Source organism: Streptomyces sp. NPDC012794, assembly GCF_042901085.1.
Lineage (GTDB): Bacteria > Actinomycetota > Actinomycetes > Streptomycetales > Streptomycetaceae > Streptomyces.
In genome coordinates this window covers 212,872-226,763 of record NZ_JBIBCI010000008.1, presented here as the reverse complement: position 1 = coordinate 226,763, position 13,892 = coordinate 212,872, and the positions used below count along the sequence as shown (strand labels likewise).

At 73.2% G+C, this 13,892-nt stretch carries 9 protein-coding genes, 1 tRNA gene and 1 pseudogene; 2 read left to right on the top strand and 9 right to left on the bottom strand.

What is annotated here, in order from left to right; translation table 11 throughout:
• Window positions 1–12 precede the first annotated feature (12 nt).
• On the bottom strand, window positions 13–1,878 hold the full coding sequence (lepA, locus tag ACFY7H_RS17685) for a translation elongation factor 4 (RefSeq protein ID WP_388938980.1): 1,866 nt from the start codon (window positions 1,876–1,878) through the stop codon (window positions 13–15).
• A gap of 199 nt (window positions 1,879–2,077) precedes the next feature.
• On the opposite strand from lepA, the gene rpsT reads away from it, so the two are divergent.
• Window positions 2,078–2,338 carry a 30S ribosomal protein S20 gene (gene rpsT / locus ACFY7H_RS17680; RefSeq protein ID WP_030030523.1) on the top strand — a complete coding sequence of 87 codons (261 nt, stop codon included), beginning with the start codon at window positions 2,078–2,080 and terminating at the stop codon, window positions 2,336–2,338.
• A gap of 245 nt (window positions 2,339–2,583) precedes the next feature.
• Here rpsT and holA read toward each other — a convergent pair whose 3' ends face one another.
• Window positions 2,584–3,576: a DNA polymerase III subunit delta gene (holA, locus tag ACFY7H_RS17675; protein WP_388938977.1), complete on the bottom strand. Its 993-nt coding sequence runs from the start codon at window positions 3,574–3,576 to the stop codon at window positions 2,584–2,586.
• A gap of 61 nt (window positions 3,577–3,637) precedes the next feature.
• Between holA and ACFY7H_RS17670 the strand changes: the two genes are divergently transcribed.
• Entirely contained in the window at window positions 3,638–3,880 is a 243-nt protein-coding gene (locus ACFY7H_RS17670; RefSeq protein ID WP_388938975.1) for a hypothetical protein, read from the top strand.
• 17 nt (window positions 3,881–3,897) lie between these two features.
• On the opposite strand, the gene ACFY7H_RS17665 is transcribed toward ACFY7H_RS17670, so the two are convergent.
• From ACFY7H_RS17665 to ACFY7H_RS17635, 7 genes and pseudogenes are all read right to left on the bottom strand, one after another.
• Window positions 3,898–4,779, bottom strand: coding sequence for a YceI family protein (locus ACFY7H_RS17665; RefSeq protein WP_388938974.1), 882 nt, complete (start codon window positions 4,777–4,779; stop codon window positions 3,898–3,900).
• Window positions 4,780–4,915: 136 nt separating this feature from the next.
• A pseudogene (locus ACFY7H_RS17660) lies at window positions 4,916–7,294 on the bottom strand (ComEC/Rec2 family competence protein); the annotation flags it as partial.
• Between the two features lie 101 nt (window positions 7,295–7,395).
• The gene (locus ACFY7H_RS17655) at window positions 7,396–8,253 is read right to left on the bottom strand and encodes a helix-hairpin-helix domain-containing protein (RefSeq protein ID WP_388938972.1); all 858 of its coding nucleotides are present in this window, start codon (window positions 8,251–8,253) and stop codon (window positions 7,396–7,398) included.
• Between the two features lie 408 nt (window positions 8,254–8,661).
• Window positions 8,662–9,507 (bottom strand): DegV family protein, encoded by an 846-nt coding sequence (locus ACFY7H_RS17650; RefSeq protein ID WP_388938970.1) that lies wholly within the window; start codon window positions 9,505–9,507, stop codon window positions 8,662–8,664.
• Between the two features lie 72 nt (window positions 9,508–9,579).
• Window positions 9,580–10,383: a hypothetical protein gene (locus ACFY7H_RS17645; RefSeq protein WP_388938969.1), complete on the bottom strand. Its 804-nt coding sequence runs from the start codon at window positions 10,381–10,383 to the stop codon at window positions 9,580–9,582.
• Window positions 10,384–10,528: 145 nt separating this feature from the next.
• Window positions 10,529–13,393: a leucine--tRNA ligase gene (gene leuS / locus ACFY7H_RS17640; protein WP_388938967.1), complete on the bottom strand. Its 2,865-nt coding sequence runs from the start codon at window positions 13,391–13,393 to the stop codon at window positions 10,529–10,531.
• Between the two features lie 257 nt (window positions 13,394–13,650).
• Window positions 13,651–13,723 (bottom strand) — tRNA-Ala (locus ACFY7H_RS17635).
• Window positions 13,724–13,892 lie beyond the last annotated feature (169 nt).

Below are 13,892 nucleotides of genomic sequence, written 5' to 3'. Positions count from 1 at the left end.
CGCATACGGCGGCTACTTCTTCTTGGCGCCGGACTCGTCGCTGGACAGGACGGCGATGAAGGCCTCCTGCGGGACCTCCACGGAGCCGACCATCTTCATCCGCTTCTTGCCTTCCTTCTGCTTCTCCAGCAGCTTCCGCTTGCGGGAGATGTCACCGCCGTAGCACTTGGCGAGGACGTCCTTGCGGATGGCGCGGATGGTCTCGCGGGCGATGACGCGGGAGCCGACCGCGGCCTGGATCGGCACCTCGAAGGCCTGCCGCGGGATGAGCTCGCGCAGCTTGGCCACCAGGCGCACGCCGTAGGCGTAGGCGGCGTCCTTGTGGCAGACGGCGGAGAAGGCGTCGACCTTGTCGCCATGCAGCAGGATGTCGACCTTGACCAGGCTGGAGGCCTGCTCGCCGGTGGGCTCGTAGTCGAGGGAGGCGTAACCGCGCGTCTTGGACTTCAGCTGGTCGAAGAAGTCGAACACGATCTCCGCGAGGGGGAGCGTGTAGCGGATCTCGACGCGGTCCTCGGAGAGGTAGTCCATGCCGAGCAGGGTGCCGCGGCGCTGCTGGCAGAGCTCCATGATCGCGCCGATGAACTCGCTGGGCGCGAGGATCGTGGCCCGTACGACCGGCTCGAAGACGTCCTTGATCTTGCCTTCGGGGAACTCGCTCGGGTTGGTGACGGTGACTTCCTTGCCGTCCTCCAGCACCACCCGGTAGACCACGTTCGGCGCGGTGGCGATCAGGTCGAGGCCGAACTCGCGCTCCAGGCGCTCGCGGACCACGTCCAGGTGCAGCAGGCCGAGGAAGCCGACGCGGAAGCCGAAGCCCAGCGCCGCCGAGGTCTCGGGCTCGTACACCAGCGCGGCGTCGTTGAGCTGGAGCTTGTCCAGGGCCTCGCGCAGGTCCGGGTAGTCCGAGCCGTCCAGCGGGTACAGGCCCGAGAAGACCATCGGCTTCGGGTCCTTGTAGCCGCCGAGGGCCTCGGTCGCCCCGTTGTGCAGGCTGGTGATCGTGTCACCGACCTTGGACTGACGGACGTCCTTCACGCCGGTGATGATGTAGCCCACCTCGCCAACGCCGATGCCGTCGGCCGGGGTCATCTCCGGGGAGGAGACGCCGATCTCCAGCAGCTCGTGGGTGGCGCCGGTCGACATCATCCTGATGCGCTCGCGCTTGTTGAGCTGGCCGTCGACGACACGGACGTAGGTGACGACGCCGCGGTACGAGTCGTAGACCGAGTCGAAGATCATCGCGCGGGCGGGGGCGTCCTTGACGCCGACCGGGGCCGGGACGGTCTCGACGACGCGGTTGAGCAGGGCGTCCACACCGAGACCGGTCTTCGCCGAGACCCGCAGCACGTCGTCCGGGTCGCAGCCGACCAGGTTCGCCAGCTCCTCGGCGAACTTCTCCGGCTGGGCGGCCGGAAGATCGATCTTGTTGAGGACCGGGACGATCGCGAGGTCGTTCTCCATCGCCAGGTACAGGTTGGCGAGGGTCTGGGCCTCGATGCCCTGGGCGGCGTCCACCAGGAGGATCGTGCCCTCGCACGCGGCGAGGGAGCGCGAGACCTCGTAGGTGAAGTCGACGTGCCCGGGGGTGTCGATCATGTTCAGGATGTGCGTGGTGCCCGTGCCCGCACCCTCGGTGGGGGCCCAGGGCAGACGGACCGCCTGGGACTTGATCGTGATGCCGCGCTCACGCTCGATGTCCATACGGTCGAGGTACTGGGCGCGCATCTGCCGCTGGTCGACGACGCCGGTGAGCTGGAGCATCCGGTCGGCAAGGGTCGACTTGCCGTGGTCGATGTGCGCGATGATGCAGAAGTTACGGATCAGCGCCGGGTCGGTACGGCTCGGCTCGGGCACGTGGCTGGGGATGGCGGGCACGCAGTGTCCTGATTCTCGGGTCGCTGTCGGATCTGCTGTCGGATCGGTACGCAGACTCCCATGGTCCCATGGACGCGGGGATGCGCTCGGTTTGGGCCGGTCGAAGCGTGCCTGGTAGCCTGGGTGGCTGTGTCTCGCATGCCCTCTCAGCAGACGGGACACAATCCGGAAAATACTCTGAACCTGAAAAGGCTCTTTCGTGGCGAACATCAAGTCCCAGATCAAGCGGAACAAGACCAACGAGAAGGCTCGCCTTCGCAACAAGTCGGTCAAGTCCGAGCTGCGCACCTTCATCCGCAAGGCCAACGAGGCGATCCTCGCCGGCGACGCGGAGAAGGCCACCGCTGCGGCCCGCCTGGCTTCCAAGAAGCTGGACAAGGCCGTCTCGAAGGGTGTCATCCACAAGAACGCCGCCGCCAACAAGAAGTCGGCGCTGGCCTCCAAGGTTGCCGCCATCTGAGTTCCGCACTCGATGTGAACGCCGGGACGGACCCAGCGGGCCCTCTCTTCCGCTCCTGACCGGCACCCCGCGCCGCACGCGGCCTGCGTTCGCCACGCGGGTGCGGCGCACACAGCAGTGACCGAAGGCCCCGGCCTCCGCCCTTCCCCAGGGCGGGTCCGGGGCCTTCGTGTGTCCGGCGGTCAACGGCCGGCCGGCGCACCGGTGCCCCGGGAGCGCAGGAAGTGGCGCCGGGGCGTGGCGGGTCAGCGGCGCTGGGGGCGGGCCGCGCGGGCGACCGCCACGACCGCCTTCTCCAAGGCGTACTCCGGGTCGTCCCCGCCGCCCTTCACGCCCGCGTCGGCCGCGGCCACGGCGCGCAGCGCGTCCGCGACGCCGTCCGCCGACCAGCCCCTCATCTGCTGCCGGACCCGGTCGATCTTCCACGGCGGCATGCCGAGGTCCCGGGCGAGGTCGCCCGGACGGGCCCCGCGCGGGGCGGAGGCGAGCTTGCCGATGGCCCGGACGGCCTGCGCCAGGGCGCTGGTGATCAGGACGGGGGCGACGCCCGTCGCGAGGGACCAGCGGAGGGCTTCGAGGGCCTCCGCGGCCCGGCCCTCGACCGCCCGGTCGGCGACCGTGAAGCTGGAGGCCTCGGCCCGGCCCGTGTAGTAGCGGCCGACCACGGCCTCGTCGATCGTGCCCTCCACGTCCGCGCACAGCTGCGCCGCCGCGCTCGCCAGCTCGCGCAGGTCGCTGCCGATCGCGTCGACCAGGTTCTGGCAGGCCTCGGGGGTCGCGGAACGCCCCAGCGTCCGGAACTCCCCGCGCACGAACGACAGCCGGTCCGCCGCCTTGGTCATCTTCGGGCAGGCGACCTCGCGGGCACCCGCCTTGCGCGCCGCGTCCAGCAGGCCCTTGCCCTTCACCCCGCCCGCGTGCAGGAGGACGACGGTGATCTCCTCGTACGGATCGGCGAGGTACGCCTTGAGCTCCTTCGCCGCGTCCGCGCCCAGGTCCTGGGCGCCCCGCACGATCAGGACCTTCCGTTCGGAGAACAGCGAGGGGCTGGTCAGCTCCGCCAGCGTGCCGGGCTGGAGCTGCTCGGAGGAGAGGTCCCGTACGTCGGTGTCGGCGTCGGCAGCGCGGGCGGCCGTCACCACCTCCCGCACGGCGCGGTCGAGCAGCAGGTCCTCCTGCCCCACCGCGAGGGTGATCGGGGCGAGCGGATCGTCGGTGGGGTTCTTCCTGGTGGCCATCGCCCCCAGCATCCCACGCCGCACTGACAGCGCCCCGCGCCCGGTACCCGAGAATGGTCGGGTGAACGTGCGACATGTACTGGTCCTGCCCGACCGCGACGCCGCCGAGGAGGTGGCCCAGGAGGTCGTCGACCGCTTCGGCCTCCCGGAGGAACCCCAGCTGGTGCGCGACGCCCTCGCCGGCGAGGACGACGCCGAGGACGCCCAGTGGCTGGTGGTCGTCGAGGACCCCCGCGGACACCTCGACGCCCCCGCGCTGGACGAGCTCGCCGCCGAGTACGAGGGCTGGCTGGAAGCCCCGTAGGACGGCGCGCCCGCCCCCTACGCCTTGTGGACGATCTGTACGTCCAGCTCCACTTCCACGCTCGGCCCGATCGCCGCGATCCCCTGGGCCAGCACCGACTGCCAGTTCAGGGCGAAGTCCGCGCGGTTCAGCTCGGCCGTGGCCCGGCAGGCGGCTCGCGGCTCGCCCTCCAGGCCCGTGCCGTTCCCCAGGTACTGGGTGTCGAGGGTGACGGAACGGCTGACCCCGCGGAGCGTAAGGGCCCCGGCGACCGCCCAGCGGCTGCCGCTGCGGTGGATGAACCGCTCGCTGTAGAACTCCACCCGCGGGTTGCGGGGCGCGTCCAGGAAGTCGGCGGACCGCAGGTGGTCGTCCCGCCTGCGCATCCCGGTGTCGATGCTCGCCGTGTCGATGATCACGTGCATGGTGGAGTCCTCCATGCGCTCGGCTATCCGCACCGCGCCGGCGAAGGTCGCGAACCGGCCGCGGATCCGGGCGAAGCCCATGTGCCGGGCCGTGAAGGCGATCGACGAATGCGTCGGGTCCAGTTCCCAGTGGCCGGGCTGCGGCAGCAGCGGCGGCTCCATCGCGTCCAGGACGATCTCCGCCGTGCCGGGCTGCGCCGGGTCCCCCACCAGCGTCGCCCCGTGGAAGGACGCGTAGCCCTCGGCGGTCACCGTGAGCCGGTACTCGCCCTCCGGCATGGCCGCCGTGAACCCGCCGTACGGATCGGTCTCGCCGCTGACGACCCGTCGGCCGATCGGGTCCGTGACCTCGAACTTGGCCTGCCGGATCGGCTGGTGGACCGTATCGAGCACCCGGCAGCTCAACAGGCGGGCCGTGGGCGGCAAGGTGAGCGTCGCGGATGTCTGCGGCCCGGCACCCGCGGCCGGATCCGTCCCCCGCCTGCGACCGAACATGACTGGTGCACCCCCGTGCTGTGTGGACTTGGACCGTGCTCGCGAAGACGCATTCGATCATGCTGTCGGGTTGGGGGCAAACAGAGTGGTCGCGCCCGGTATGCCCAGGCCGGTCCGGACGCCGCCTGGCCGGAAACGCACGCATCCCCGCACCGCTCCCGGCGACCGCCACGGAACCGTCCTCATCGGTGCGCAGCACGGTCGCCCCATGGGCTCTGAGCTGCGCGATCGTCCTCGGCGCGGGGTGTCCGTAGCGGTTGTCCGCCCCGACCGGGACGATCGCGATCCGTGGCCGGATCCGGCCCTGGAGGCCGGGGTCCTGGTGCGCCGAACCGTGATGGGCGACCTTGAGCACGTCCACCGGCCCCAACTCCGGATGCTCCCTCAGAAGGGCCTCCTGGGAGGGTGGTTCGAGATCTCCCAGCAGCAGGAGCGTCAGGCCCGAGGCGCGCACCAGCAGGGCTACGCTCGCGTCGTTCGGCCCCTGGGGCACCGGAGCCCGCGCGGACGGCCACAGCACCTGCCACTCCAGCCGCCCGGTCCGGCGCCGCTCCCCCGGCACCGCCGGCACGACGGGCACCCCGGCCCGCGCGGCCGCCCGCCGGACCGCGGCCGCCTGCGCGGGCGGCTCCTCCAGGGTGGTGGTTTCGATCACACCCACGGACCGGCCCCGCAGCACCCCGGAAACCCCTCCCACGTGGTCGGCGTGGAAGTGCGTCAGCAAGAGCAGCGGGACCCGGTTCACGCCCAGGCGGCGCAGGCAGTCGTCCACCGGCCCCGGTTCCGGCCCGGCGTCCACCACGACGGCCGTCCCCGGACCGGCGGCGAGCACGGCGGCATCACCCTGGCCCACGGCGCACTGGACGTAACTCCAGCCCGGCGGCGGCCATCCGGTGACCGTACGGATCAGCTGCGGCGGCCTCAGCACCACGATCAGCAGCAGTACGGCCACGGCGGCGCAGACCCCGCGCCGCCGCCCGATCCGGACCCCGAACCACACGACGGCCGGCGTGACCACCCCCAGCAACAGCCCGCCCCCGAGCCCGCCCGGCCAGGGCAGCTCCGCCCCCGGCAGCCGCGCCCCGCCCCGCGCCACGGCGGCGATCCACCCGGCGGGCACCGCGGCGCACCGGGCCAGCAGCTCCGCCGCGGGCATGCACAGCGGGGCCACCGCGAGGACCGCGAAGCCGAGCACGGTGGCGGGGCCCGCCGCCAGCTCCGCCAGCAGGTTGCACGGCACCGCGACCAGGCTCACCCGGGCGGAGAGCACCGCCACCACCGGCGCGCACACGGCCTGCGCCGCGAGGGCCGCCCCCAGGGCGTCGGCGAGACGCGGCGGGGTCCCCCGCCGCCGCAGGGCCCCGGCCCAGCGGGGCCCGAGGGTGAGCAGTGCCCCGGTGGCCAGCACCGAGAGGAGGAACCCGTAACTGCGGGCCAGCCACGGGTCGTAGAGCACCAGCAGCAGCACGGCCCCGGCCAGCGCCGGGATGAGGGACCTGCGCCGGCCTGTGGCGAGGGCCAGCAGGGTGACCGCCCCGCACGCGGCGGCCCGCAGCACGCTCGGGTCGGGCCGGCACACCACCACGAAGGCCAGCGTCAGCGCCGCGCCGCCCAGCGCGGTGGCCCGCAGCGAGAGCCCCAGCCGGGGAGCGAGCCCGCGCCGCTCGGCGTGCTGCGCGCGGGCCGGGGGCCCGATCAGCAGGTACAGCACCACGGTGAGGTTGGACCCGGAGACGGCCAGCAGGTGCAGCAGGTCGGTGGCCCTGAACGCCTCGTGCAGCTCGGGCGGGACCCGCGAGGTGTCCCCGACCACCAGGCCCGGCAGCAGGGCCCTGGCGTCCGCCGGGAGCCCGTCGGTGGCCTCCCGCAGCCCGGCGCGCAGCACCCCCGCGAGCCGCTGCACCCGGTCGGGGCCGCCCGTCACCCCGGGCGGGGCGTCCCCCGGAGGGCGGAGCAGCGCCACGGCCCGCTCCCCGGCCCGTGCCGGCGCCAGCCGGGCCACCACCACGACCCGGGTCGAGGGCTCCAGAACGGCCCATCCCGGATGCCCGGCCAGCACCCGGACCGGGGTCTCCACCCGGGTCCGCGTCCCGTCGGGCCCGCTCACCCCGGTCACCACCGCGTCCAGCACCACCAGCGGCGGCCCGGCCCCGCCGCGGGCCACCCGGGGGTCGGAGCCGACGGTGAGCTCCGCGCGCACCCGGGCGTGTTCGCCGGCCAGCCGGGCCACGGGTCCCGCCCGCGCCCCGGCACGCTCCAGCCCGGCCACCCCCGCCCCCGCGGCGGCGCACAGCAGCGCGGCGGCCACGGCCGGTCCGACCCTCCACCGCGGCTGCGGCCGCCTGGAGCCGACCAGCAGCAGCACGCCCGCCGTGGCCACCGCGAGCCCCGCCCCGGCGGCGCTCCACCCGCCCGGCACCCCGAGCGCCAGGGCCGCCGCGGCCCAGGCCGCCCCGGCCGGCACCGCCAGCCGCAGGTCCACCGGCCCGGCCCGCTCCCGCCGGGCCGCCTCCAGCGCGACGCACCCGGCCCCGGCGCACCCGGGCGGGCCGGCACACCCGGCGCCGGCACACCCAGCCCCGGCACACCCCGGCCCCGTACGCTCCCCGGCGGTGCTCACAGCCGCACCAGCCTTCGCAGCTCCGCGAACCTCCGCTCGCCGATGCCGTTGACCTGCCGGAGGTCCTCCACGGCCCGGAACCCGCCCCGGGCGGTGCGGAAGTCGACGATGTTCCGGGCGAGCACGGGCCCCACTCCGGGCAGCCCGTCCAGCTGCTCGACGGTGGCGCTGCCGAGGCTCAGCGGACCGGCACCGGCCGCGCCCCCGGCACCCGGCCCACCCGACGGCGGCGGCTGCGGGGCGACCCCCACCAGCACCTGTTCGCCGTCGACGAGGACCCGGGCCCGGTTGAGCCCGGTGGTGTCCGTGCCCGGCCGCACTCCCCCGGCGGCGGCCAGCGCGTCCTCCACCCGGGAGCCGCTGGGCAGCCGCCGTACACCGGGGTCGCGCACCTTGCCGCTGACATCCACCACGATGCGGGCACCCGCACCGGCCGGAGCCGCACCCGCCGCCGCGGCCGAGGCGGCGGGCGCCGGGCCGATCACGGCCGGGGCCGTCACCGGCTGCGGCCGGCCCGACCAGTACTGCTGGGCGGCGAAGCCGACCGCCGCCGCCAGCACCACCACCACGGCGGCCACCGTGCGCGGCTCCACCCCGCACCGGGCCTGCACCCACACGGGCAGCCGCTCCCGCAGAGCCAGCCGCCGCGCCTCCCGCGCCCCCAACACCCCGACGGAATCGGGCGCTTCCCCGGCCCCCGGCACCGCCACACGGTCCGGCACCTCTCCGGCGCCCGGCACACCCACCGGCTCCGCGTCATCCGGCGGATCCGCCACCCTCGGGGAGGCCCCGGTCTCCGCCTCCGAGGGCGCGGGGGCGACCCCCGCGAGGAGGGCTTCGGCCCTGCGCCGCACCTCGGCGGGATCGGGCCGGGACCGGGTGCGGCCGCGGTCCCGGAACCTGCCGTCGGACCGGCGGCCCCGCCCGGGCCCACTGCCACCGCCACCGCCGCCGGCCGCCCTCGGGGAAGCCCCGGCGACACGCGAGGCGGGACCCGACGCGAGACGTGAAACGGGACCCGGCACAGGCCCGGGCACGGGACCCGAGCCGGCACCGGACCCGGGCCCCGGCACAGGACCCGAACCGGCCCCCGCCCCAGGCCCCGGAACGGAATGCGAAACGAGATGCGAAACGAGATGCGAGGTACGCGTTCGAAGAGTCATGCCACCGAAGCTAGGACCGATCCCGGCCCACCGCTCGGAGCGCCCAATTCCGGTGGATGACCGGCCCGTTGTGGATAACCCGGCCACCCTTCCGGGTGATCAGCGGGGCGAGACGACCGCGGCCAGCAGCCCCGGCCCGGTGTGCGCGCCGATCACCGCGCCGACCTCGCTGACGTGCAGCTCGACCAGACCGGGGATGCGTTCGCGCAGCCGCTGGGCCAGCTTCTCGGCCCGCTCCGGGGCTGCGAGGTGGTGGACGGCGACGTCGACGCTGCGCGCCCCGGCCCGTTCGACGGCCAGCTCCTCCAGCCGGGCGATGGCCTTGGAGGCCGTGCGTACCTTCTCCAGCATCTCGATCCGCCCGCCGTCCAGCGTCAGCAGCGGCTTGACCGCCAGCGCCGAGCCGAGGAGGGCTTGGGCGGCCCCGATCCGGCCGCCGCGCCGGAGGTAGTCGAGGGTGTCCACGTAGAAATAGGCCGCCATGTCGGCGGCCCGCTTCTCGGCGGCGGCCACGGCCTCGTCGGCGGAGCCTCCGGCATCGGCCGTCTCCGCGGCGGCCAGGGCGCAGAAGCCGAGGGCCATGGCGACCATGCCCGTGTCGACGACGCGGACCGGCACGGGGGCGGTCCGGGCAGCGACGACGGCGGCGTCGTAGGTGCCGGAGAACTCGGCGGACAAGTGGAGGCTGACGATGCCGGTGGCGCCGGCGTCCGCCGCGGCCCGGTAGGCCCGTACGAACTGCTCCGGACCGGGGCGGGAGGTGGTGACCGAGCGGCGCTTCTGCAGGGCCGCGGCGAGGCTGCGGGCGGAGATCTCGGTCCCCTCCTCCAGTGCCTCGTCGCCCAGGACGACGGTCAGGGGGACGGAGGTGATCCCGTGCCGCGCCATCGCCTGCGGGGGCAGGTAGGCCGTGGAATCGGTGACGATCGCGACATGGCGGGACATGAGCCGGAGGTTACCGGCAGAGGGGCTGTTCCGGCAGCCCGGGCATCCCCCGCGCCCCGGACCGCCCTCCGCTCAGGTGGTGGTCTCGGGCCTCGGAGCCTTCTGCCAGGGGTAGGCCGCGGCCGGCGCGGAAGGGTTCAGCTCCGGACGCCCCCCTTCCGCAGCCCGGCCCGATTCCGCCGGACGCCCCGCTTCCGCGTCCCGCTGCGCACCCGTGGCGGCACCCGCGGCCACGTCCGGCCCGGCCTCGGCCGTGCGGGCCGCCTCGGCCGTCTGAGCCGCGTCCCAGGCGGCCGCGGCGGCTGCCAGGTCGTCGGCCGGCTCCCGGGACCAGTCGCGCAGGGCGCCCGACTCGACCTCGATCTGCTCCGAGAGGAGCGCCAGCTCGTCGTCCGCGAACCGCTGGGCGCGGTCGCGCGCGGCCCAGCGGAGCGAATCGGCCGACTGCTTGATCTTGAGGGTGCGCTCCCGCAGCTCGGGCAGGCGCTCCGCGATCCGCTTGCGGTCGGGGTCCTGCTCCAGGCGCTTCAGCTCGTCGTCCAGCTCGTGCCCGTGCCGGCTCAGCCTCTCGAAGAGGGCGATGGACTCGCTCAGCGAGCTGTCCGCCCGCACGCCCTCGTAGAGGGCGGTCTGGGTGGCGCGCATCGAGTTCCGCAGGTCCAGGCGCAGCTGGGCGAGAGACCCCGTCACCCCGGGCTGGGCGATGCTCCTGGCCTTCAGGGTGGTGTCCTCCACCGTCCGGCGGGCCTGCGTGATCGTCCGGTCGACGCCGCGCTTCGCCGCGCCGACCGCCTTGACCGTGGCCCAGGCGCCCAGCCCCAGGAAGGCGAACAGCACCACCAGAGCAAAGATGATGATCAACGCGCCTACCTCCATGAGGTTCCCTTCCCCGGCCTGTTCCCGACCCCTCCACCGTAAACGCCGAGGGCAGGCCAGGGGTTCCCGTCGAACCCCCAACCTGCCCGTACGGGATCTCCCCCATGAAGGCCCTGGAACGGCCGCACGGGGAGTTCCGGCCGGCTCAGATGACGATGTTCACCAGCTTCGGCGCGCGCACGATCACCTTGCGGATGTCGGCGCCGCCCAGGGCCGCGACGACGCCCGCGTCGGTGGTGGCCAGCTGCTCCAGCTCGGCCTCCGAGATGCTCGGCGGCACCTCCAGACGCGCCTTGACCTTGCCCTTGACCTGGACCACGCAGGTGACCGTCTCGTCCACGACGTACCGCGGGTCGGCGACCGGGAAGTCCTGGTGGACCACCGAGTCGGTGTGGCCCAGGCGGTGCCACAGCTCCTCCGCGATGTGCGGCGCCAGCGGGGCGACCAGCAGCACCAGCCGCTCGGCGACGGACCGCTCCAGCGGGCGGCCCGCCTTCGTCAGGGTGTTGTTCAGCTCGGTGATCTTCGCGATGGCCGTGTTGAAGCGCAGGCCCTCCATGTCCGAGCCGGCCCCGTCGATGGCCTTGTGCAGGGCCCGCAGGGTGGCCTCGTCGGGCTCGCCGTCGACGACGGTGACCGCGCCGGTCTCCTCGTCCACGATGTTGCGCCACAGGCGCTGGAGCAGGCGGTACTGGCCGACGACGGCGCGGGTGTCCCACGGACGCGAGACGTCCAGCGGACCCATCGCCATCTCGTACAGGCGCAGGGTGTCCGCGCCGTACTCCGCGCAGATCTCGTCGGGCGTGACGGCGTTCTTCAGGGACTTGCCCATCTTGCCGTGCTCGCGCTTGACGGGCTGGCCCTGGTGGAAGTAGCCGCCGTCGCGCTCCTCGACCTCGGCCGCCGGGACGTACACGCCGCGCGCGTCGGTGTAGGCGTACGCCTGGATCATGCCCTGGTTGAAGAGCTTGTGGAACGGCTCGGCCGACGACACGTGGCCCAGGTCGAACAGCACCTTGGACCAGAAGCGGGCGTACAGCAGGTGCAGCACGGCGTGCTCGGCGCCGCCCACGTACAGGTCGACGCCGCCGTGCGGCGCTCCCTCGCGCGGGCCCATCCAGTACTGCTCGATCTCCGGGGCCACCATGGCCGAGGCGTTGTTCGGGTCCAGGTAGCGCAGCTCGTACCAGCAGGAACCGGCCCAGTTCGGCATGGTGTTGGTCTCGCGGCGGTACCGCTTGACGCCGTCGCCCAGGTCCAGTTCCACGTTGACCCACGCCTCGTTGCGCGACAGCGGGGTCTCCGGCTTCGACGTGGCGTCGTCGGGCTCGAAGGTGCGCGGCGAGTAGTCCTCGACCTCCGGCAGCTCCAGCGGCAGCATCGACTCGGGCAGGGAGTGGGCGATGCCGTCCTCGTCGTAGACGATCGGGAAGGGCTCGCCCCAGTAGCGCTGGCGGCTGAAGAGCCAGTCGCGCAGGCGGAAGTTGACGGTGCCCTCGCCGATGCCGCGTCCGGTCAGCCACTCGGTGATGGCGGCCTTGGCCTCGACGACGCCCAGGCCGTCCAGCGAGATGCCCTCGCCGGCGGAGTTGACCAGCTTGGCGTCGTGGGAGACGAACGCGTCCTCCCACTCGGCCGGGTCGGTGCCGCGGCCGTCCGTCGGCTCGACGACGCAGCGGATCGGCAGCTCGAAGGCGCGGGCGAACTCGAAGTCGCGGGCGTCGTGCGCCGGGACGGCCATGATCGCGCCGGTGCCGTACCCCATCAGGACGTAGTCGGCGATGAAGACGGGGACCTTCTCGCCGCTGACCGGGTTGACCGCGTACTCGCCGGTGAAGACACCGGTCTTGTCCTTGGCCTCGGCCTGCCGCTCGACGTCCGACTTGGAGGCGGCCTGCTTGCGGTACGCGGCCACGGCCTCGGCGGGGGTGGCGTACCCGCCGGTCCACACGTCGTGGGTGCCCTCGGGCCAGGCGGCCGGGACGAACTTGTCGACCAGCGGGTGCTCCGGTGCCAGGACCATGTAGGTGGCGCCGAACAGCGTGTCGGGGCGGGTCGTGAAGACGGTGATGGCCTCGTCGCCCAGCGCGAAGTCGACGCGCGCGCCCTCGCTGCGGCCGATCCAGTTGCGCTGCTGCAGCTTGATGGCGTCGGGCCAGTCCAGCGCGTCCAGGTCGTCCAGCAGGCGGTCGGCGTAGGCCGTGATCCGCATGTTCCACTGGCTCAGCCGGGACTTGAAGACGGGGAAGTTGCCGCGCTCGGACCGGCCGTCCGCGGTGACCTCCTCGTTGGCCAGTACGGTGCCCAGCCCGGGGCACCAGTTGACGGGCGCGTCCGAGGCATAGGCCAGGCGGAAGCCGTTCAGGACGTCGGCGCGCTCGGCGGCGGTCAGGCCGGCCCAGGCGCGGCCGCCGGGGACCTCGCGGGTGCCGTTCTCGAAGGCGGCGACCAGCTCGGAGATCGGCCGGGCCTTCTTCGCGTCGGCGTCGTAGTAGGAGTTGTAGATCTGCAGGAAGATCCACTGGGTCCACTTGTAGTACTCGGGGTCGATCGTGGCGAAGGAGCGGCGCTTGTCGTGGCCCAGGCCCAGCCGGCGCAGCTGGACCTTCATGTTCTCGATGTTCGCCTCGGTCGACACGCGCGGGTGGGTGCCGGTCTGCACGGCGTACTGCTCGGCGGGCAGGCCGAAGGCGTCGAAGCCCAGGGTGTGCAGGACGTTGTGGCCGGACATGCGCTGGTGGCGCGCGTACACGTCGGTGGCGATGTAGCCCAGCGGGTGGCCGACGTGCAGGCCCGCACCGGAGGGGTACGGGAACATGTCCATGATGAACTTCTTGGGCCGGGCGACGACCGCCGGGTCGCCGGCCAGGTCACCGCTCGGGTTCGGCGCCTCGTAGGTGCCCTCCGCGTCCCATACGTCCTGCCAGCGTGCCTCGATGTCGGCGGCCATGGCAGCCGTGTAACGGTGCCCCTCGGCCGCCTCGGGGGCCGGGGTGTTCGTCTCGCTCATGATTCCTGAAGCTCCATCGATCGTCTCTGCCGTCTCTGCCTGCCCAAACGAAAAAACCCCTCGCACAGGAGGGGACGCCGCGCCGATGCCGACCGTCTCGAAGGGTCGGTACTGATCAGCGCGGCTCGGTAAGCAGAAGGCGTACGGCACGCATGGCGTCAGGGTACCGCAGCGGCCCCCACGGGCGCTCGGACGTTCCACGGGCCGGGCACGACGAGAAGCGGGCCACCCGATCCGGGTGGCCCGCTTCTTCACTGTGGAGCTAAGGAGAATTGAACTCCTGACCTCCTGCATGCCATGCAGGCGCTCTACCAACTGAGCTATAGCCCCTTGTTTCTCTCTGCCGCCGGGCCCCTTCTCGGTTTCCCTTGCCGGTTCCCCCTGGCGACATCGAGAACATTACACGGTCATGGCCCCAGTCCAAAAATCGGTTTCCCCGGGCCCTTCCACGAGTCCTTCCGGGGCTCGGACGCCTGCCCGCCCTGCCCGTTTTGAGTGG